Annotated in this window: 15 protein-coding genes and 1 tRNA gene; 2 read left to right on the top strand and 14 right to left on the bottom strand. The window is 64.2% G+C overall.

The annotated features are described in order from the left end of the window. Window positions 1-5: 5 nt before the first annotated feature. The 10 genes from CH283_RS17285 to CH283_RS17240 all read right to left on the bottom strand — a co-directional run bounded on the left by CH283_RS17285 (window position 6) and on the right by CH283_RS17240 (window position 11,897). Complete coding sequence (locus CH283_RS17285; RefSeq protein ID WP_231893815.1) at window positions 6-536, bottom strand: giguanylate cyclase; 531 nt, start codon at window positions 534-536, stop codon at window positions 6-8. A gap of 160 nt (window positions 537-696) precedes the next feature. Continuing rightward, window positions 697-1,782 (bottom strand): glycosyltransferase family 4 protein, encoded by a 1,086-nt coding sequence (locus CH283_RS17280; protein ID WP_068049989.1) that lies wholly within the window; start codon window positions 1,780-1,782, stop codon window positions 697-699. Window positions 1,783-1,802: 20 nt separating this feature from the next. Next, on the bottom strand, window positions 1,803-3,065 hold the full coding sequence (locus tag CH283_RS17275) for a hypothetical protein (RefSeq protein WP_255183243.1): 1,263 nt from the start codon (window positions 3,063-3,065) through the stop codon (window positions 1,803-1,805). Next, window positions 3,052-4,161, bottom strand: a complete 1,110-nt coding sequence (locus CH283_RS17270; RefSeq protein WP_094640439.1) for a glycosyltransferase — start codon at window positions 4,159-4,161, stop codon at window positions 3,052-3,054. Before CH283_RS17270 ends, CH283_RS17275 begins: the two co-directional genes overlap by 14 nt. Next, window positions 4,151-5,416 carry a hypothetical protein gene (locus CH283_RS17265; protein WP_231893813.1) on the bottom strand — a complete coding sequence of 422 codons (1,266 nt, stop codon included), beginning with the start codon at window positions 5,414-5,416 and terminating at the stop codon, window positions 4,151-4,153. The genes CH283_RS17270 and CH283_RS17265 overlap by 11 nt, the downstream gene beginning before the upstream one ends. Before the next feature lie 240 nt (window positions 5,417-5,656). Further along, entirely contained in the window at window positions 5,657-7,183 is a 1,527-nt protein-coding gene (locus tag CH283_RS17260; protein ID WP_094640357.1) for a flippase, read from the bottom strand. Further along, a complete protein-coding gene (locus CH283_RS17255; protein WP_094640356.1) occupies window positions 7,183-8,235 on the bottom strand; it encodes a glycosyltransferase family 4 protein in 1,053 nt (350 codons plus the stop codon). Before CH283_RS17255 ends, CH283_RS17260 begins: the two co-directional genes overlap by 1 nt. Continuing rightward, the gene (locus CH283_RS17250; RefSeq protein ID WP_094640355.1) at window positions 8,145-9,518 is read right to left on the bottom strand and encodes an O-antigen ligase family protein; all 1,374 of its coding nucleotides are present in this window, start codon (window positions 9,516-9,518) and stop codon (window positions 8,145-8,147) included. Before CH283_RS17250 ends, CH283_RS17255 begins: the two co-directional genes overlap by 91 nt. A 40-nt stretch (window positions 9,519-9,558) precedes the next feature. Next, window positions 9,559-11,037, bottom strand: coding sequence for a sugar transferase (locus CH283_RS17245; protein ID WP_255183242.1), 1,479 nt, complete (start codon window positions 11,035-11,037; stop codon window positions 9,559-9,561). A gap of 152 nt (window positions 11,038-11,189) precedes the next feature. Then, on the bottom strand, window positions 11,190-11,897 hold the full coding sequence (locus tag CH283_RS17240; protein WP_068049997.1) for a GAF domain-containing protein: 708 nt from the start codon (window positions 11,895-11,897) through the stop codon (window positions 11,190-11,192). Window positions 11,898-12,067: 170 nt separating this feature from the next. Here CH283_RS17240 and CH283_RS17235 point away from each other — a divergent pair, with 170 nt between their 5' ends. Continuing rightward, window positions 12,068-13,186, top strand: coding sequence for an endo-1,4-beta-xylanase (locus CH283_RS17235; protein WP_094640354.1), 1,119 nt, complete (start codon window positions 12,068-12,070; stop codon window positions 13,184-13,186). Between the two features lie 36 nt (window positions 13,187-13,222). On the opposite strand, the gene CH283_RS17230 is transcribed toward CH283_RS17235, so the two are convergent. Further along, complete coding sequence (locus CH283_RS17230; protein WP_082898769.1) at window positions 13,223-17,356, bottom strand: bifunctional nitrate reductase/sulfite reductase flavoprotein subunit alpha; 4,134 nt, start codon at window positions 17,354-17,356, stop codon at window positions 13,223-13,225. Window positions 17,357-17,615: 259 nt separating this feature from the next. Here CH283_RS17230 and CH283_RS17225 point away from each other — a divergent pair, with 259 nt between their 5' ends. Beyond that, window positions 17,616-18,809, top strand: coding sequence for a L,D-transpeptidase (locus CH283_RS17225; RefSeq protein ID WP_094640353.1), 1,194 nt, complete (start codon window positions 17,616-17,618; stop codon window positions 18,807-18,809). 20 nt (window positions 18,810-18,829) lie between these two features. On the opposite strand, the gene CH283_RS17220 is transcribed toward CH283_RS17225, so the two are convergent. From CH283_RS17220 to orn, 3 genes are all read right to left on the bottom strand, one after another. Beyond that, complete coding sequence (locus tag CH283_RS17220; protein ID WP_094640352.1) at window positions 18,830-19,591, bottom strand: M23 family metallopeptidase; 762 nt, start codon at window positions 19,589-19,591, stop codon at window positions 18,830-18,832. A gap of 311 nt (window positions 19,592-19,902) precedes the next feature. After that, window positions 19,903-19,978: transfer RNA gene (locus CH283_RS17215), tRNA-His, on the bottom strand. 78 nt (window positions 19,979-20,056) lie between these two features. Next, window positions 20,057-20,668: an oligoribonuclease gene (gene orn / locus CH283_RS17210; RefSeq protein ID WP_082898768.1), complete on the bottom strand. Its 612-nt coding sequence runs from the start codon at window positions 20,666-20,668 to the stop codon at window positions 20,057-20,059. Between the last annotated feature and the right edge of the window lie 49 nt (window positions 20,669-20,717).

The raw sequence follows: 20,717 nt of genomic DNA, 5'->3' as shown, positions 1-20,717 counted from the left end.
GTCGGTTACTCGAACTCCAGACGCATGGATTGGGTGGTTGCCTGCAGCAGCAGGGCGAAGCCGGTGAAGGAGATGACGATCGGAGCCCACAGAACCACTGCCACGAACGTATCCACACCGCGCTCGACGACGATGTAGACCGCGACGACCGTGGTGCCGAGCAGGCAGAGAGCAATGTGGGTGGCCAGCCGCCACTTGTCGAAGAAGAAGCCGACCAGCATGCCGATCGGGATGAGGAACGCGCATTTGCCGAGCGTGACCTCGGGTGCGAAATCTGCCGTGATGGTGGCACCGAAGATTGCGAAGTTGGCGATGACGACGAAAGCGAACGCCTGCCCGAGCGTCGGCCATGGACCGAACCACCAGAACGCGCCCATGATGTACGCGGCGATCATGCACGTCCACTGCACGATCGACGGGATCGCCGTCGTGGCTCCGTAGCCGAATGCGAGCTCGAGGGTCACGACCACAGCCATGGCCAGGGCTGCAGCAGAGACGATGCGTTTGACGGCGGTGGTCAACGCGAGGCTGGTCATCACGCCGATACACCATTGATAATGCTCGTTGGATCTCGTCACGGCGCGAGTCATATCAGCCCCCATCGTTCCCATCGGGCCCCGATTGAAACACAGCCGTCTGTGCCGGGGGTCGGCTTCGTTCGATTTCCTAACCGAATACGCGCGGTCGGGCGGTCTGTCAGTCGGTGAGACGGTGCAGAAGTTCGGGCAGTGTCCGGCCGATGTCGTGGCAGCTGGCAACACGGTCTCTCGCAGTGTCCCCGAGTGCGCGTCGTCGGTTCGAATCGCCGATGACCGTGGAAATGGCTGCGGCGAGGGCTGCTACGTTGCCGGGTTCGACGAGAATCCCTGCACCGTCGGCGAGGAACTCGTGGGTGCCGCCGTGGTCGGTTCCGATCACCGGCAGCCCGTGTGACATCGCTTCGAGCACCGACAACGGGCCCGCCTCCGGCGACGTGCTCGAGGAAACGACCACGTCCCACCTCTGAAGCGCCGATTTCGCGTCGGTGTGCCCGAGGAATTCGACCCGACCCGCGAGGTCCGATCGAGATGCTCGCTCGTGAAGTTCTGCGACGTAGTCACGATCACCGGGGAAGCTGCCGCCTGCGAGTTCGACACGAATCTCGGGGAGTGTGGCCACGGCGTCGAGCAGAACTCGATGGCCCTTCCACGGCGTGAGGAGGGCAAGTATGCCGACGACAGGAGGGGCGTGCAGCTCACCGCCGAAACGCGGAACCGGCCATGGAACTCCGTTGTGCGACACCACGACCGGGAGTCCGGCCGCTCGCAGGGGTACAGCGGTGGCTTCCGATACCGAGACTGCGACACGAACGGCCGACCGTGCGAACCGCACCACCACGCGCTGTTTGGCAGAGGTCATGGTGTCGTGGACGAGCCACGACGCACCGCGAGGAGGACGGGCCAAACGTGCGACCGGGAGCGCGAAGAGTGAGTTCACGACGGTAACGGTGCCCGGCGCGCGGGCAACGGTACGCACCGCGCGGGCTGCGGTGACCCAACGCGCCGACATGCGTGCCGCTGCGACGCCTCGGGCGGCTCCTCGTTCACCACCGAGCCCGAGCTCCCCGATGGGGATGTGTCGCGTCGCCGTGGGCACTCGGTCGGTCAGGGGGCCGGAGGGACAGGCGATCACAGTGTCGTAGCCGCGGCGCTCGGCCTCGTCGATCAGATCCAGAAGCACCTTTTCGGCACCGGAAACCTGCCCGGTGTGGGCAAGGAACAACACAGTCGATCCGGCGGTCATGATCGAGCCTCGTTCCTGTGTCAGAAAGCATCTCGGAGTAGCGCGACGGGGTCGTCGCACATGCGCCGCAATGCTGCGTCCACCACAGCGGCGTCGATCATCTTGCTGCAGAACGATGCCGTGTAGGTCCGCCCACCCGCAATCTCGGCAATGAGCATCGTGCAGCCATCCGGGCCGTCGGGCTCGAGTGATGCTGCCATCTGCGGCGGCCTGCCGTCGTCGGCCCAATCGAGGTGGTCGAAGACGCGCAGTCGCCCGAGGTCGCTGACGGCCAACCTCAAGGTCTTGGGAACCTCGACGACCGAATCGGTCTGCGCGCGAGCGGAAGACCGAAATCGCGTCGCAGCATCGCGCAGTAGCGACATTCCCAACACCGCTATCGGCCATCCCGATTCGATCACCTCGCGCATTGCCGCAGTGATACCGACGGGTGTCGTGCCCGAAGGGAGGTGAAGCGGAATGCCGACGGCAAAGTTCCCGTGCGAACTCTGCTGCGCCGGATCGAGATAACGCCTGCTGTTGAACAACACCATGATGTGATCGTCGACGTCGACGCCCTCGGCCCGCAGCGCTGCGCTCCACAGCGCTGTCGAGATCGACGCGGCGGTCGCTCCCGGCATGTACTCGGCCGTCCAGTGCTTGAGTTCGTCCACTCGGGTTCGGTTCATGTACCCGGCGCGGCTGACTTTCGCGGACTCCCAGTTCTCGATTCTTCGACGTGGAGCAGAATCGCCGTCGGCCTCGGCTCGATGGCGACCGCGCAACTTCCAGAAGTCCGCCAATGTCTTCGGTTTTCGAGAATAGTGACGCCACAGCGCTTTCCACGTTGCGCTGGCCGGTAATCCTGTCGCGAGCGCGGGAACCAGGGTTCCATCGGCGTCGTCGGAGAAAGCCGCCAGCATCATGACGCCGATCTGGCCGTCGCCGATTCCGTGCGAGTAGTCGACAGCGAGATGGTCCTCGAACACGATCACCTCGAGCGGTCCTCTCGCACCGTCTCGCCGTCGTATGTCGGTGAGCATACGGCCCAGATCCTCGGTGGCTCCGGTGCCGGCAGTGACGTTGTCTCCGGCGATGTCGCTGCGGTAGCGCCACTGTCGTGTATCCGACCGCGGTTCGAGCGCAACGTGAGGTGTCCGGGCGACTCGTTCGGCGGCGCGCAGCGTTGCGCGTGTGCGCTCGATGTCCAGGCCACGAACGGGACCGACGGCAGTCACTATCCGGGTGTCGGCGAAGACTCGGTCCAGTGCGGTCGAACGATATCGGCGTTCAGCGGACCGCATCGACTACCTCCTGCATACGACTGCGGAACTGGGCCCTCGAGAAACCCTCTGCCCACGTGCGAATCTCCCTGCGGTCGAAGTCTCCGGGGGCGAACGAACGCATGGCGTCGGCGAATCCGGCGACGACTGCCTCGTCCGACCCCGGTGGCACATGCATTCCGGTCTTTCCCGGTACGACCGAGTCCATGGCACCGCCGTCGCCCAGCGCAATCACGGGAGTCCCGCAGGCCATGGATTCGACGGGGACGATGCCGAAGTCCTCCACTCCCGGCATCAACAGGGCCCGCGTCGTTCGGTGCAGCTCGAGGAGCTTCTCGTGTGAAACTCGGCCCAGAAAGGTCGTTTTCGGACCGGCGAGCGCCCGGCAGGCATCCATTGCTCGTCCGTCTCCGGCCACCACGAGCGGAACGTCGGCCTCGGCAGCGGCCCGGACTGCGATGTCGGGCCGCTTGTAGGGAACGAGGCGACCGGCGAGGAGGAAGAAGTTCTCCCGCTCGACGGACGGATCGGGAACGAAGCCCTCGGTGTCGACGGGCGGATGGACCACCACTGCGTCGTCACGGCCCCACCAATCCTCGATACGACGTGCAACTGCAGTCGAGTTGGCCACCACTGTGTTCAATTTCGGGGCGGCAGCGATCTCGCATCGACGGGCAACGGCCGACAGTGCCGTCAGTATCGCTGCTCCTGCTCGTCCGCCACCTTCACCTGCCCGTAGTTCGGGGTCCCAGGCCCATCGTGCCGGGCTGTGTACGTAGGCGATCACCGGGGAGTCGGTGGCGAACACGGCTTGAGTGGCGAATGCGTGGTGACTCACCACGACTGCATCGAAACCGTCGAGCGGCATGCGCCGAAAGGCGAGCGGCATCATCGGCAGAACGGGTGCGTACGACCGTTGGCCCAAGGCGTTGTACACACGATTGAGGGCGGTCGTGTGCGGCTCCCGGCCGATTCCCGACGGAACCCCGGCCGGCCGAGAGATCGCCGCGAACACCTCGGCCGCAGGCCAGTGCAGCGCGAGCTGTTCGATGACGTGCTCGGATCCGGCGATCTCGGTGAATCTTTCGTGTACGACGGCAATTCTGTCAGCTGGCATGGCGTTGGCCTTCCGGCGCAATGGTCTGCGCGGTCTGTTCCACCCGTCGGGTCGAGTTCTTGTTCTGCAGGACCACGTGCACGGGAATGTCGAAGTCGTCGAGCCGCCGAAGCGCGGCGGTTGCCGCCTTCTTGTCGCGTCCACGTGTCGACACCAGCACCACGACGGTCTCGACGTCGCCCACGTCGGTGTGCTGCCACCACTGCTCCGACAACCCGAATTCTTCGGTGACCCGAGGACGTTCGCCTGTCCGGTCCGGATCCTGAGTCGAGGCCGTCACGGCGCCCTCGCCGACCAACAGGACGATCACGTTGTCGCCCTTGGGCGCAGCGTGCCGAGCACCCCTGGAGACGGGTCGATCGCCGCGTTCGAGCGCTGCGATCCGCGCGGCCACGGCGGGCGGCATGGTGTCGCCCGCTGTCGGGTCGAATTTCGCTCCGTATTTGCGAGACACCCGACGAGCCCAGGACCGAGAGGGCTTGCGTCCGAGACGTCCTCGCAGCAACACGATCAGTTCGGCGGCAACGATCAGTGCAGCGAGCGCAGCGACGAGTGCCTCCGAGACCGGTTTCGGTGACACCGCTGTGGTGCTCTGTTCGGGGTTCGACAGCACGACCAGTCGGTCTCCGCCCGCAGTGGCCTGCAGCTCGCTCAGGCGGGTGCGTAGTTCGGCCAGTTCCGACACGGATGCGGGCCGGCTCGGGTCGTCGGCGGGCAGAGCGTCCACTCGCGCCTGTTGCGCGTCGATCGCGGACTGCGCTTCGTCCGTTCGCTCCCGCGAGTCGCGGATCGCGTTGGCAGTGCTGGTACTTGCCATCGTCGACACCATCGCGCGAGCCAGATCTGCGGCGAGCTCAGGAGAACGGGTCGTCACCGTGACGGTCAGCAGTGCAGGTGAAGTACCGGGGGAGAGTTCGACGCTCGACGCCAACTCGGCAGCGTTCAGTCCGGAGTCGACCTGTGTGAGGACCTGATCGAGCACACTGCGGTCGGTCGCCAACTCGACGAACGGTGCGCGCATCTGCTCGATGAACGCGTCACCGGGAACGAGGCTTTGGGCCGGTTCGATCTCGGCCACGACCGACGCGGCGTACTGCTTGTCGGTGAGTTCGCTCCTGAGGTAGAACACGCCCGCACCCACCAGCACAGCAACGATCACGGCGGGCAGCAATGCCCGGCCGAGTTCCCGCATGTGTCCCGCGAGGTCGATAGGTGGGGGCACGTCGCCCCGGTGTACGGCATCGTGGACGGCCATCAACCGTGTACCCTTCCGTCGTCGATGCGAGCGGACGTACCGCTTCGGAGATTCGTGGAGCCGACAGGCTCGATGATAGCCGGGCTCGTATGCCGTTCGCGTTGCCGTGCCGCTCGTGAATGGAACTGCACATCAACAACATTCGAAGAACGGGCGCAACGGTCTTCTACCTTCGCGAAACCCGACTTCGACTCCGCAGGGCGGGGTCCGAATCGGGCGATGTGTCCGTTGTGTCGATGGTCATTCGGAACGCGCACGGTGACGTCCTTTCTCGGCCGGTCCCGGCAGTGGTGACTCGACGAGTCCGATGGCGACGAACACGTAGAGCACGATTGCGACCAGCAACGCTGCCGCAACCGAGACGAGCAGCCACAGGCCCGGATAGTGTTGCACCAGGAACCAGCCGCCGACCGTAGTGGCTGCGGTGACCACCAGTATCACCGAAATGGATTGCACGGGAAGCAGTCCGGATATGGGCATGCTTCGCGCGATCACGATCCACAGCAGAACGAGAGTGGTGCCGATCGTCACGACGGTGGAGATGGCGGCTCCGTCGTACGACATCCGCGGGATCAGGAACAGGTTCAACCCGACGTTCAGGGCCAGACCGACCAGTGCCACCACGGGGTAGTGTCGCTGCATTCCGGCCGACGCGAGCAGGAAGATTCCCAGCATCACCAACGACATCAGTGCCGCGCCGATGACGAGTAATCGGGCTGCGTCGGCTCCGTCGACGAACCGTTCCCCGTACAGCAGCCCGATCAACGGCTCGGCCGACGGTACGAACGCCGCGACAGCCATTGCGCCGAAGAGTGCGAACAGCAGTGCGGCCGAACGCGAGCGTGCGCGAAATGCGGTGGCGTCGTGGGGCCACGACGCGACGAGCAAGGTGCTGATCGGTGCGACTGCCGCCAACACGAAGGTGTCGATCATGTCCGAGAATTTGTAGCCGATGGAATACAGTCCCACGGCCTCGAACGTGTCGAGCAGGCTGAGCATCAGCATGTCGATCTTGAGCATCGCGATGGTGAGGGCGAAGCCGATCGCGAGTGGTACGGCCTCTTTCAGGTAGGGCCCCCAGCGCCGAATGTCGATGTGCCGCGACGGTCGCAGGCCCATGGAACGGTTGCCGATGCCGAAACCCTTGGTCACCAACTTGAACACTTCGTTGGCCACGGCCGGGAGAACGAAGATCAGCAGGGTGGGGGCCAGCACGGCGGCCAGCACGGTCAACGCCAATTGGATTGCTTGCCCGGCGCTTTCGGCAACGGCCACGAGTACCAGGCGGTGACGGCTCTGAAAGAGCACACTCAGGGCGTGACCCGGGGTTGCGAACACGACCACCAGTCCGCCGACCACCGTCGCGAGGACCACCTCGCTCGGATATTGCAGCAGCAGAACGTATGCGACGGCCAGTACGTACCCCACCAAACCGAGCACGGTTCGGAGCGCCAGGAACGCCGACGCCGTTCGACCGATTTCCTCGGAATCGTCGTCCATCAATTTCGCCAGCACGACGCGTCCGACCCCCAGATCGGTCACGACGGACATCAAGCCCAGCAGCGCGAAGACGAAGCTGAACTGGCCCCACTCGTCCGGTCCGAGGGACCTCGCGACGACGACGCTGCCCACCCACCCCAGCGTCGCGATGATCACTCTGCTGATCAGAACGGCAATCGTCGCTCTGGCCGCGGCTTTCGGATCCGCTGCGATGGCGCGGTAGTCCGGTGGCTGCTCGGTGCCGTCGAGCGCGAGCTCCTCGGCCATCAGACGATGCCCGCGGCTCGATACGCGTCGGCGGTGAGCTCCGCCGTTCTACGCCAGCTGATCTCGCGGGTGGCTACGGCTGCCGCGTCGAGAAGAGCTGCGCGCGCGTCCCCGTCGAAAGCGAGTGGTTTCATCGCCTGTACCCAGTCGTCCACGTTCTCGGACTCGACGAGAACGGCACCGTCGCCGACGACGTCGGGGAGGGCACCGACGGCACTGGCGACGACCGCGCCGCCCGACGCCATCGCCTCCACCGGCGGAAGCCCGTAGCCCTCGTACCGAGAGGCGTACGCAGTGACTGTCGCGGCAGCGTAGAGGCCGGGCAGATCCTCGACATCGACGTACCCGAGCCCCCGCGAATTGCGAGGGGCGTGGGGACCGGTGGAGCCGGCCCCGGCCAGCAGACACGGTATTCCGAGACTCTCCGCTGCGTCGGCCACGAGCTGAACGTTCTTGCGGGGCTCCACCGTTCCGACCTGCATCACGAAACGGTCCGGCAAGTCGTACTTGCGCCGAACCAGATCTATCCGGCTGTCGGTGGGGACAGCGGCCCACGCTGCGGGTGCCAAACCGACCACCGTGGCGTCGCGTCCGCTGACCGCCTTGATTCGATCGGCGGTGAACTGTGAGACCGCAATGAGCAGATCTGCGCGGCGCAGTGCGCGCCGTACCAGTCTCTGTTCGCCGAACGCGCGAAATCGACTGGAGGCCGACGGCATGTCAATGACCGACAGGTCGTGCACCGTGGCCACCGTGAAGGCCTTGGTCAGAAACGGCAGGTCGACGTCCAGGCCGTGCATTACATCGCAACGACCGACGGGGAGGGCACCGAGCACTGCACGAGCGGCACCGCTGGTGACAGGCCGTTCCAACGCCGTGACCGAGGGTGGGAGCTCACCGACGGCGTCGCGCTGGACGGTCGCGGCGAGATCGGCAGCGGGTAGGCACTGGGGGAGCTCGTTCAGGAGCTCGCGAATGTAGGTCTGTACTCCGCTTCCTCCCGGTCTGAGGGCGAGCGCCCCGAAGATGATTCGTGTTGCGCTGCTGCGCATCCCACCACTCCTAACAAGAGCCAGAAATAGACATCGATCGGAAAGATCTCGAAATACGTCGAGACGAGACTGGCGAACATCGCTGCGACGATGGAAGCACCGACGCCCAGGGCGAGCGCACCGTCGTTGCCCGGTAGTGCTCGGGACAGGCGCGTGCACCACAGCAGCGACGTCACGAGCAATGCGACCACCGCCCACAGGCCGATCGGTCCGAGTTCGAGCAGTGCCTTGACGTAGTAGTTGTCGGGTTGGTAATTGGTCGAGAGCCCGGACTGCGTGAATGCGACACCCTCGGCGGTGGAAATGCGGTCTGCCGCAGACCCACTCGATCCCAGCCCCGTCCCGACGGGATGAACCAGGATGCTGGCGATGATGTTGGCCCAGCCGTCACCGCGTTGACCCAGACTGCTCGACGAGAAGAAGACCGACGTGATCCTGGGAACGAAGGGAACGGTGACCGCCACGGCCAGCGCCGCCAGAGCCAGCGGCGCAGCGAGGTACCGAAACCGCACAGCGATCAGGTAGACGACCCCGACCGCGAGTCCCAGGATGGCCCCTCGCACGATCGAACTGGACATCGCGACCACCATCATCGGAGACGCGAACAGAAACAACATGTTTCGCCGTCGGCGCGGATCGGCCAGCGCCACCGCACCGCCGACCAGCAACGCCAACATCACGTACAGCCCGAACGGGAACGGGAGGTTGAACGTACTGAACGTGCGCAGTAGCCCGCCCGATGTGCGGACCTGAGTGCCGTATTCGTAACCCAGCGACACCAGTGCGGCGGGCCCGGCCAGAAGTTGCGCGATACCGACCGCCGACGTGAACACGCCCATGCCCATGAGAACGGAGACGAGGTGGTCTCGGTCCGTGGCGTCGAACGGCGCGAGCCACATGACGACCACCAGCAGAATGTAGAAGAAGGTCACCTTGATGCCGAACACGCCGACGATTCCGAAGGTGGCGAACGCAGACACGCTGCCGAACACGACGAAGACAGCAGCGGCGGGCCACCACGGCATGAAGACCCGAGGCATCGAGCCACGGACGTGTCGCGGTCGGCGTAACCACGCGCACAGAACCGTGAAGACAACCAGGCCTTCCTTCCAGCCGGACACCACCCCTGGCAGGGGCACCAGAACCAGAAGGCCGTGCAGCGGAACGAATGCTGCGAGCAACAGCACGCCGCGCTGCGGGCGGCGGTAGATCGCCGATGCCACCGCGCAGCCGAGCGCGAGGACGACCGCTGCGCCGAAAGCGAGCGCAACGTACGTGATCACGGGGTGACCCGAACGTGGCCGTGTTCGGCGGAAACCACGATCAGTCCTCGGCGCGCTTCAGCACGGCCAGGACGGTGAGGAACAGGATCTTGACGTCGAGCCACACCGACCAGTTCTCGATGTAGTAGTTGTCCCACTCGGCGCGGTCCGCGATGGACGTCTGGCCGCGGAGGCCGTGCACCTGAGCCCATCCCGTCACGCCTGCCTTGACGCGGTGCCGCTCCCCGTACCTACGGATCTGCATCTCGAACAGGTCGACGTATTCGGGGCGTTCCGGGCGCGGACCGACCAGACTCATGTCGCCGCGAAGTACGTTGAGCAGCTGTGGAAGTTCGTCCATCGAGGTCTGTCGCATGATCTTTCCGATCCGCGTTCGTCGGTCGACACCTTCGACACCGCCGGGTGCGTCCCCGGCCTTTCGCTCGAACTCGGCGTCGGACGCACGTGGAGGCCGCATGGAGCGGAACTTCAGACAATCGAACGGCAATCCGTCGCGGCCGATTCTCTCTTGCTTGAAGAAGATCGGGCCAGGTGAGCTCAGGCGTACGAGCAGCATGAGTGTGAGAAAGACGGGGGAGAGCAGCAGGAGTCCGAATGCGGTCAGGACTCGATCGAGAAGTCCCTTGATGGCGAATTGCCACCCCTTGGGGTTCACGTGCGGAAGCACCATCAGCGGCAGACCGCCGATGTGCTCGACGCGAGTGTTGACGCCCACGGCGTCGTATAGCCTGGGCACCACCCACACTCGCATACCGAGGCGGTGCGCAGTCCTGATGGCGGCGATCAACTCTCGATCCTCGGTCGGTGCGAACGCGACGATCAACTCCTCGGCACCGGTCCCGCGGGCAACCGTTTCGAAATTGCGGGGAAGTCCGAGGTGCGGTAGGTGGGGCACCTCGTTGCTCGAAGGGATGTCGGCGACCGGTGCCTCACCCACATAACCGATGGGTTCGAGACCGTACTCGGGGAACTGCCTTGTGCGCGAGACGAGTTGATGCGCGATCGGATCGTTGCCCAGCACGATGGTCGGCGCTGCCGATCCGAACTTGATGCGCAGCGTGCGCTGGACGACGACACGTATCAAGCGGGCGACTGCGATCGTGAATGCGCTCAGCAACCACAGTCGCAACACGACCTCGCTGGGCCGGTAGTCGGTGTCCGCCAGAAACATCAGGACCAACAGGGCGAGCGACGCGAACGCGACAGCGGTTTCGGCAGGACCGATCTCGTCGAGGAAGTTGCGCCGGAGACTGCGTCGGTACATCGACTTTCCGGCGAGGATTCCGATCAGCAGCGGCAGGAACAGCCATGGGAGCCAACCGGGGTCGGTGAGACTGCCCGAGTGCCAGAGCAATGCTCCGATCAGAGCGACGGCTGCAGCGAGCAGATCCACTGCGACGCTGATCGCGGTATTGAGTGGATCGACTCTGAGCCGATCGACAAGGGGGCGACCAACTGCAACGGTGTCGGCCTCGGCAGCATTCGGGCGAGTGCGCGGTGAATCCAGTGTCTCAGGCACAGCTACTTCCGGTGGCTAGTTCGGATCGGTTGGTCCCATATATCCCATTCAATGTATACCGGCGCGAAAGCGGCTACCTGGTCGACTTATCGAAAAAGACCTGAAGTCGGTTGTAGGCCGAGAATGCTTATTTTCGTCGGGTAAAAGCCTACTTATTCGAAAACGCGCTCGCGAATTATCCACGCCAGATCCTGCAGTATCTGCACATGACCCGTAGTCCACTGTCGCGGCTGCTGATCCCACACGCACAGGGTGCCCACCGAGTTGCCGGCGTCGTCGGTGAGCGGAACTCCGAGGTAGGACACGAGAAGGTTGCTCTGAACGGAGGGGTGGTCCTTGAGGATGTCGTTCAATCGTGCGTCCTCGACCACCAATGGTTGCCCGAGATCGATCGCGTAGCGGCAGATCGACCCGTCCATGGGGACCTCCTGTGCGCCACCGAGTTCCGCTGGAAGTCCAAGGGCGCTCTTGAAGTACTGACGCTTGTCGTCGAGAAGCGAGAATGCGGCCGACGGGGCACTCAGAGCATCGGCGACCATGCTGACGACCCGGTCGTAACCCGCGTCGGATCCGGTGTCCATCAGTCCGGTTCGAGCTACAGCGGCCAACCTGTCGGGGTCGTCGATCGGGGTGCCGAACACTCGCGTGACCTCGGCTGGGCCGACGCCTCTCTCCGAGCCCTCCTGCAGCGCACGAAGCAATGCGCCGACGTCGGAATCCTGATCTTCGGACAGTTCCCGCACGAGTCGGTCGACCACCGCTCCTCGAACGAATTCGTCGGTGGAAAGACCGGATTTCTCTGCCTGCCGGGCGAGCAGATCGTTCAGACGGTCGTCGAAACCGGGAAATCCTGTCGTCATTGTCCAGATAGTAGTACAGGCCGGGTTGTCATACCGACGCTCGCGTCGGTGTATTCCACTATTCGAATTTCCGGTGTGTTTGTGCTGCCGAGGAGTGAGACAAAGCACGAAACAACAGAGCAATATCGATACCGCGATATTCCGTTCCTGGTCGTTGCTAGCATCTGCCGATGAGAAGGAATGCGACGCGACGAGCGAGTGCAGCACTGATGGTCATGCTGTTGTCGTTCGCGGCCGGGGCGGTACCCGCAGCTGCATCTGCTCTGCGAACGCAGCAAGCACCCGCAGGAGATTCAGGATGTGCGCGGCAATCGGACGCGGTCCGGATCGGAGTATCACCCGGAGCAACCATAGGTGGGCTGTCTCCTGCGGATCTCGATCGGGAACTCACGCTCGCTCGTGACGCCGGAGCTTTCGCGGTTCGTCTCGACATCGACTGGTCTGCCATCGAGTCGACCCGGGGCAGATTCGATTGGAGCCGAACCGACCGGGTGATCGACGCTGTTGTGGCCCACGGGATGTGCGTGCACGGCATCATCGCGTACACCCCGAGGTGGGCGCGAGTAGCCGCCGCCGTCAACGATTCGCACTCCCGTCCTGCGAACCCCGCCACCTTCGCGGCGTTCGCCAAGACTGTGGTTCAGCGCTACCAGAGCCGGATCGAGATATGGGAGGTGTGGAACGAGCCGAACATCGTGACGTTCTTCAAGCCTGCCCCCGACGTGACGGCGTACTCGGCGCTGATCAAGGCGACCTATACGGCGATCAAGCAGGTGCAAGCCGATTCCACCGTGCTCGCGGGCGGGATGGCACCCGCCGAGGACACGAACGGCAACATCGCGGGTACGACGTTCCTGTCGAAGATGTACGCGCAGGGATCGAACAAGTACTTCGACGCCTTCAACGTTCACCCGTACACGTGGCCCTACCTACCCAACGACCCCAGCACGGCGTCGTGGAACACCGCCATGAAGATGTGGTCCATGCGCGACACGATGATCGCCGGCGGTGACAGCGGCAAACAGATCTGGATCACCGAGTTCGGAGCCCCCACCGGCACCAATCCCAACAGTGTCAGCGAGCAGACGCAGGCGGACAGCATCGGGATTGTCCTCGACGCGGTTCTCGGTAACGACTGGCTGGGGCCGGCCTATGTCTACAGCCTCCGGGACGCCGGTTCCGACACCGCCGACACCGAACAGAACTTCGGCTTGGTGCACAGAGATTGGTCGCCCAAGATCGCCTACGGACGCGTCGACGCCTACGCCGCGGAGCATTCCGGCCGTTGATCGACCGATGGCACGTTTCGTCTCGGTTCCACCGACTCAGTAGACGTCGCGGACGTATCGCTTCTCTGCGGCAAGAGCTTTGACGTAGGCCTCGGCACTGCTCGGCGCGAGTTTGCCGTGCTGCGCCACCACGCCCTTCAGCGCGGCGTCGACGTCCTTGGCCATTCGGGACGCGTCGCCGCACACGTAGAAGTGGGCACCGCGGTGAATCCAGTTCCACAACTCGGCCCCGTGTTCACGCATCCGATCCTGGACGTAGACCTTGTCCTTCTGATCGCGTGAGAATGCGACGTCCAGGCGGTTCAGCGAACCGTCGCCGAGCATCGCCGTCAGTTCGTCGCGATAGTAGAAGTCCGTGTCGGCGTGCTGTTCACCGAAGAACAGCCAGTTGTGGCCGGTGTGCCCGAGCGCGCGACGCTCGTGCAGGAAGGCGCGGAAGGGGGCGACACCGGTACCCGGGCCGACCATGATCATCGGGGTTGTCGGGTCCTCCGGCGGCTTGAAATGCGACGACTTCTGCACGAAGATTCCCACGTCGTGATTCGACGCATGGTCGGCCAGGTAGGTCGAGCACACGCCGCGCCGGGGAACTCCGTGCACGTTGTACCGCACCGCCGAGACGGTCACCTGTACTTCGTTGGGGTTCTCCTTCGGACTCGACGAAATCGAGTACAGCCGTGGCTGCAACGGTTTGAGAACTGCCAACCAGTCGTCCACCGAAGCTCGAACCGGATGGGCAGCAAGCACGTCGATCGACTGACGACCCCACATCCAGTCGGACAGCGCATGCTTGTTGTCGGGGTGCAGCATCGACTCGAGATCGTCGTCCGCAGTCCGTCGGTGGACGAACTTCAGGAGATCCGGTGTTGCACGAGCAATTTCGAGGTGGCGGCTCAGCGCTGTGCGCAGCGACATCGAACCGTGTCCAGCGAGATCGACAGCGGTGTCCCGGTCCAGTCCGGTGGCCTCGAGCCACTCGTCGACGTAGGCATCGCTGTTGCGCGGCCACACTCCGAGTGCGTCACCGACCTCGTACTCGAGAGTCCCGTCGGGTACATGGAATCCGAATTGGCGGACGTCCTTGACGGATCCGCGTGCGGTCAGTACTCGATTACGTACGAGAGTCGTCACCAGCGGTGACTTCTTGCTGTACTGTTCCGGCTCCGCTCGGGTCTGCGGAACGGTGCGTGCAGGGGACTCCACCGCTGCTTCGGTGGTGGTGTCGTCATCGCGTCGAAGCCTCTCGACCACCGCATCGAGCCACGCCGCCGCCTCGTTCTCGTAGTCGGGCTCGCAGTCGACCCGCTCGAGAAGTCGCCGGGCACCCAACTCGGTGAGGCGCTCGTCGATCCTGCGTCCGTGGCCGCAGAAGTCTGCGTAGCTGGAGTCGCCGAAAGCGAGTACCGCATAACGGATTCCCGGAAGCTCCGTGGCGGGCTCGGCGACGAGACTGTCCCAGAACGTCGTTCCGTTGTCGGGTGCTTCGCCGTCACCGGTGGTACTGCTGACGATCAGCACATCGGCCTCGGCGGGCAGAGAATCGACGGTGAACGTATCCATCGAGTGCTCTGCGATCGACACGCCTGCTCCCCGCAGGTGGGACAGGCAGGCCTGGGCGTACTCCTCGGCGGTGCCGGTTTGCGAGGCCCAGAGCAACAGCACCGGCCGTCGCCCCGGATCGGCGGTCTCGGCCGGTACATCGGCACCAGCACCGCCGGTGGCGGGTCCACGCGAGAACAGGCCCGCGAGAACGCCGTCGAGCCATGCGTGGGTCTCGGGGGACAGGGGAGTGCGCGACGGCAGAGTGGGCGTTCCGGCGGCGCTTCGGCCGGCCTCACTGCCCAGACCTTCGAGAAGCCCTGCGATATAACGCTGTTCGACGGTCGTCAGCGGCTGAGAAGGACGCGCAGGGAGACCGACGATCGTGGCGAGCGCCTCGACGGGATCGTGGGAAGGTTCGTCGCCCACGGGTGAGGGTGATTGGGCTGCAGCAACTCTGGTGAGAGTGACCGCGCACGCCTTGAACTCGGGCTGCTGAGAATACGGATCGATGGCGTCGTTGGTGACGGCATTGATGGCGAGGTACTCACCGAATTTTTCGTTCCAGTGGAAGGGCGCGAAGCAGCTGCCCGGGAGCACTCGATCGGTGACGACGGCAGGAAGGACGGCTCGGCCTCGGCGGGACGCGACCTCGACACTGTCGCCGTCGATCACGCCGAGCCGGTCGGCGTCGAGTGGGTGTACCTCGACGAACGGGCCGGAATCGAGTTTGTTCAGCTTGGCGACCTTGCCGGTCTTGGTCATGGTGTGCCACTGGTGTGGCAGGCGTCCGGTGTTGAGCACGAACGGGTAGTCGTCGTCGGGCATCTCCGCGGGTGCCATCGCAGGCCTGGCGAAGAACTGGGCCCGACCGCTCGGAGTGGGGAAGGACAGTGCGGGGATCGAACCGTCGTCGGACACTCGTTGCCGTTGGCTGACTCCGTCGTTGAGGTATCGGATCGGATGCCGGGTGGTGGTCGCGTCGGGCGGGCACGGCCACTGGATGGGACTCTCGCGCAACCGTTCGTAGGTGACTCCGCGAATGTCGTAGCCGGTGTTCGGATTCCAGAACTGCTTGATCTCCTCGAACACCTCCTCGGCGCTCGCATAGGTGAAGGCATCTGCATATCCGAGCGCGCACGCCATGTCGGCGATGATCTTCCAGTCCGGTAGTGCACCGCCCGGTGCCTCGAGCGCCGGTTGGAACAGCGTGAGATTGCGTTCGGAATTGACCATCACTCCGTGCGCTTCCGTCCACAACGCGGCGGGCAGCATCACGTCGGCGTAGTCGTTGGTTTCGGTATCGGCGAACGCATCCTGCGTGATGACCAACTCGGCGCGCTCGAGACCGTCGATCACCGTCGTTCTGTTGGCCACCGAGGCAACCGGATTGGTGCAGATGATCCAGCAGGCCTTGATCTCCCCGGCAGCGAGCTTGGAGAACATCTCGATGGTTCCGCCGCCGACGTCGGTGCGCAGCGTTCCGCGCGGAACGCCCCATCGATCCTCGACGAATGCGCGGTCGGCGTCGTTGACCACCGCTCGTTGTCCCGGCAGCCCGGGGCCCATGTATCCCATTTCCCGACCACCCATGGCGTTCGGTTGCCCGGTCAGGGAGAACGGGCCGCTGCCGGTCTTGCAGATGGCACCGGTCGCCAGATGGAGGTTGCACAGCGCATTGGTGTTCCACGTTCCGTGCGTCGACTGGTTCAGACCCATCGTCCAGCAGCTCATCCAGTTCTCTGCACCGCCGATCATCGCGGCCGCGGCTCGTAGGTCCTTCTCGTCGAGACCGGTTGCGGCGCAGACCTTCTCCGGGGTGTAGTCGCCGAGGAACTCCGGCATCGCGTCCCAGCCGTCGGTGAACTCCGCGATGAACTCGGTGTCGAGGTCGCCGTTCTCCGCTATGAGCGCCAGCAGACCGTTGAGCAGCGCCAGGTCCGACCCCGGCTCGAGTTGCAGATGCAGGTGGGCCTTGTCCGCTGTGGCGGTGCGACGGGGATCGACGACGATCAGCTTCGCCCCTGCCTTGACGCGGTCCATCATCCGCAGGAACAGAATGGGGTGACAGTCGGCCATGTTGGAGCCGATGACGAAGAACACGTCGGCGTGGTCGAAGTCCTGGTACGACCCGGGCGGGCCGTCGGCTCCCAGTGATTGCTTGTATCCGGTTCCTGCGCTCGCCATGCAGAGTCGGGAATTGGATTCGATCTGGTTGGTGCCGATGAACCCCTTGGCCAGTTTGTTGGACAGGTACTGGGCCTCGATCGACATCTGCCCCGACACGTACAACGCGAGCGCATCGGGCCCGTGTTCGTCGATGATGGTGCGCAGCCGCCGAGCGGTGTCGTGGATCGTCACCGCGGTGTCCGTGCTCTCCGGTTGCTCGCCGCGGCGATGGCGAATCTGGGCCTTCTCGAGCCGCCCGGGCCCCGCGAGCATGTCCGCGGTGGTGGTCCCTTTGGTGCACAGTCGGCCGAAGTTGGCCGGGTGGGACTTGTCGCCGACGGATTTGGTCACTACAGGCCTGGTCGGGGTGGCATCGGAGGACGCGGTTCGGCCGCCGATCTCGAGCACCATGCCGCATCCCACGCCGCAGTACGCGCAGAGTGTCTTCACCGTGGTGACCATGGATTCCACAGTGCCCGGCCCAGGGTGCGCCGTCATTACACGTCAGTTAGCCGGATATGACGTTGTCCTCACCGTGCCCCGCCAGGAGCGGTGATGTCCGCCCGGGAGCTGGTGAGAGGCGGATGGGAGGTAACACGAACTTCCTGGTCTGCGATTGGTACTCGAACGTTACTCATCGAACGGGCTGTCGAGTGGAGTGTCCGATTTTCCGCTGGCACAATCGTCCGGGTCGGGCTCGAAGTGGGAAGTGGTGTGATTCATGAGGGTGTATCGCGGATTCGTACTCGCCGCGGTGGGAGTGGTTGCTTCGGTGGCAGTCCTGTCGGGATGTAGTTCTGCATCGGACGTCTCCGAACCGTCGGTGCCGATCGATTCCAACCCGATGACCGAGCTGATGAAGCCGAAGCTGACCTCGAGCGTCCTCGACGGAGCCGTCGGATTCTCCCCGGCGGACCCGGTGACCGTCTCGGTCGCCGACGGCAAGTTGTCCTCGGTGACGATGCTCAACCCGGAGGGCGAGCCGGTCTCGGGCGCGATCTCGCCCGACGGATTGTCGTGGACCAACTCCGAACCGCTCGGCTACGACCGTGAATACCGCGTCCAGGCCGACGCGTACGGACTCGGGGGAGCGTCGAGCACGGTATCGAGCTTCACCACCAGCCAGCCCGGCAACTTCACCAAGCCCTACGTTCTGCCGAACCCCGGCGACATCGTCGGAATCGGTCAGCCGGTCGCGGTTCAGTTCGACGAACCGATCACCGACAAAGTGGCCGCACAGAACGCCATCACCGTCACCACGACGCCTGCCGTCGAGGGCGCGTTCTACTGGGTCAACAACAAGGAAGTTCGCTGGCGTCCGCAGAACTACTGGGCACCGGGCACCAAGGTCGACGTGGCGGTGAACGTGTACGGACGCGATCTCGGTGACGACATCTTCGGTCAGGAGAACGCCACGACCTCGTTCACGATCGGTGATGCGGTCATCGCCACCGCCGACGACAACACCAAGCAGGTGACGTTCAACGTCAACGGTCAGGACGTCATCACCATGCCGACATCGATGGGCAAGGACAGCACGCCCACCGACAACGGCGTCTACATCATCGGCGACCGCTTCGAGCATCTCGTGATGGATTCCTCGACCTACGGTGTGCCGGTGAATTCGTCCAGCGGATACCGCACCCCGGTCGACTGGGCGACGCGGATGTCCTACAGCGGCATCTTCTTCCACTCCGCACCGTGGTCGGTGGGACAGCAGGGTTACTCCAACGCCTCGCACGGGTGCCTGAACCTGAGCCCCACCAACGCGAAGTGGGTCTACGACAACACCAAGCGCGGCGACATCGTCGTCGTGAAGAACACCGTCGGTGGGACGCTGTCGGGTACCGACGGCCTCGGTGACTGGAACGTCCCGTGGGACGAGTGGAAGGCCGGGAACGCCACTACGGTCTGATCGAAGCGGAGTTCGGCCGATCAGCTTCGGTCGCGGGTCTGGTACAGCGAGGGATCGATACCCAGCGTCTTCAGGTAGGCCACCGGTTCGACGCTCGAACCGTTGTTGCGCACCTCGAAGTGCAGATGCGGTCCGGTCGAGTTTCCGGTGCTGCCGACTGCGCCGAGTACATCGCCCGGTGCCACTTCGTCGCCGACCGACACCGCGATGCTGGACTGGTGGCCGTAGTAGGTCTCGGTGTTGCCACTCTTGACCCGCACGAGCTTGCCGTAGCCGTCGCCTGCATCTCCGGCCTGAACGACGGTTCCGCCGGTGACCGCGTGGATCGCAGTTCCGCTGTCCGCAGCGAAGTCGACACCCTGGTGGAACTGCGCGCCGTTGCCGGTCGGGTTGTTGCGCCCGCCGTAGCCGGAGGTGATGCGGTAGTCGCCTGCATCGATGGGCAGCACTGCTCCACCGAGCCCGACGGTCGGCGGAGCGGTCGGGAGTTCGATCTCGGGTACTTCCACCGTGCTCGGAGCGTCCGGTGAGTCCGGTGCGGAGAGCACGTCGCTGTCGAGAACGATGGCTGCGACCTGGTTGATCAGGACGCCGGTGGCGTCCAGGACAGCCGCGAGAATCGCGGCCCGCTGCTGCGCGTCGGGCTGCGGTATCGGGATCTGGGGGAGTTCGATGGTGGGTTGAGCGGTGGCCACCGCTGGGCTGAGCAAGCCGGTTGTGCCGATGCACAGTGCTGCCGACAAGATCGAACCCGCTATGACTCTGTGCATTCTGCGACCCACGAAAAGCCTCCTCGTCTGCGTCCTCCGCGCACCTCGGATGGGTGCGCGCAGGACGTAAGAACATGTTCGGTGACGCTTCGGGGCACGCTGAACTCACGTAGCAAAAAACACATGAATCACATTGGTACTTTTCTTCCCCAAAAGTGCCATTGGTAACCGTACGTCACATTAACCCCACAAGAAACCTGAAAGTTGAATTACAACAACGTAATTCGAGGTCAGCGTGGTTGCGGCGGGACCGGGGGGCTCGTCGCTCGGGGAATGGAGACACGAAAAAGGCCGGCCTCACGAGGAGACCGGCCTTGTTCGTATGGGGTGAGCGACGGGACTCGAACCCGCGACATCCAGGATCACAACCTGGTGCTCTACCAGCTGAACTACGCCCACCATTGCACGCATCCGCAGAACCTTTTCGGGCTCTCCATCAGCAGCGTCGACAATACTAGCGGGTTGAATCCCGGGTTGCTAATCCGCCCCTGACTGCGTGTCGAGATCGTGAACGACAGCTGCAATATCGCTGGTGGAGGGCCCCGGCTGCGCTACGAAGGCAGTCCGGCGGTAGTACTGCAGCTCCTTGATCGACTCCTTGATGTCCGCGAGAGCGCGGTGCGCAAGGCCCTTGGGCGGCTGTCCGTAGTAGATACGCGGGTACCAGCGGCGGGCGAGTTCCTTGATCGAGCTGACGTCGATCATGCGGTAGTGGAGGTAGGTGTCGAGCGCGGTCATGTCGCGAGAGATGAAGCCGCGATCGGTGCCGATGGAGTTTCCCGCGAGGGGAACCGTTCCGGCTACCGGGACATGCTCCTTGATGTACGCCAGGACGCGCTGCTCGGCTTCCTCCAGCGTCACCGTCGACGCGCGCACCTCGTCGGTCAAGCCCGATTTGGCATGCATGTCGGTGACGACGGCAGGCATGTTCGCCAACGCGTCGTCGTCGGCATGGATGACGATGTCGACACCCTCCCCGAGGATGTTGAGCTCGCTGTCGGTCACCAGCGCCGCAATTTCGATCAGCTTGTCCTTGCTCAGGTCCAAGCCGGTCATTTCACAATCGATCCACACAAGTTTGTCCTGCACTCGCACCACACTAGTGCGAGCCGCTGTGCCACTAGGGTTTGCGGTGGCG

The sequence above is a fragment of the Rhodococcus sp. 05-2254-2 genome (assembly GCF_002259095.1).
Lineage (GTDB): Bacteria > Actinomycetota > Actinomycetes > Mycobacteriales > Mycobacteriaceae > Rhodococcoides.
The sequence above is the reverse complement of the archived record's forward strand: the minus strand, read 5'-3'. Positions and strand labels throughout refer to the sequence as shown.

Excerpts from the sequence above, each read along its gene's own strand:
- CH283_RS17285 (WP_231893815.1), bottom strand. The coding sequence starts at position 536 with ATGACCAGCCTCGCGTTGACCACCGCCGTCAAACGCATCGTCTCTGCT.
- CH283_RS17280 (WP_068049989.1), bottom strand. The coding sequence starts at position 1,782 with ATGACCGCCGGATCGACTGTGTTGTTCCTTGCCCACACCGGGCAGGTT.
- CH283_RS17275 (WP_255183243.1), bottom strand. The coding sequence starts at position 3,065 with ATGCGGTCCGCTGAACGCCGATATCGTTCGACCGCACTGGACCGAGTC.
- CH283_RS17270 (WP_094640439.1), bottom strand. The coding sequence starts at position 4,161 with ATGCCAGCTGACAGAATTGCCGTCGTACACGAAAGATTCACCGAGATC.
- CH283_RS17265 (WP_231893813.1), bottom strand. The coding sequence starts at position 5,416 with ATGGCCGTCCACGATGCCGTACACCGGGGCGACGTGCCCCCACCTATC.
- CH283_RS17260 (WP_094640357.1), bottom strand. The coding sequence starts at position 7,183 with ATGGCCGAGGAGCTCGCGCTCGACGGCACCGAGCAGCCACCGGACTAC.
- CH283_RS17255 (WP_094640356.1), bottom strand. The coding sequence starts at position 8,235 with ATGCGCAGCAGCGCAACACGAATCATCTTCGGGGCGCTCGCCCTCAGA.
- CH283_RS17240 (WP_068049997.1), bottom strand. The coding sequence starts at position 11,897 with ATGACGACAGGATTTCCCGGTTTCGACGACCGTCTGAACGATCTGCTC.
- CH283_RS17235 (WP_094640354.1), top strand. The coding sequence starts at position 12,068 with ATGAGAAGGAATGCGACGCGACGAGCGAGTGCAGCACTGATGGTCATG.
- CH283_RS17230 (WP_082898769.1), bottom strand. The coding sequence starts at position 17,356 with ATGGTCACCACGGTGAAGACACTCTGCGCGTACTGCGGCGTGGGATGC.
- CH283_RS17225 (WP_094640353.1), top strand. The coding sequence starts at position 17,616 with ATGAGGGTGTATCGCGGATTCGTACTCGCCGCGGTGGGAGTGGTTGCT.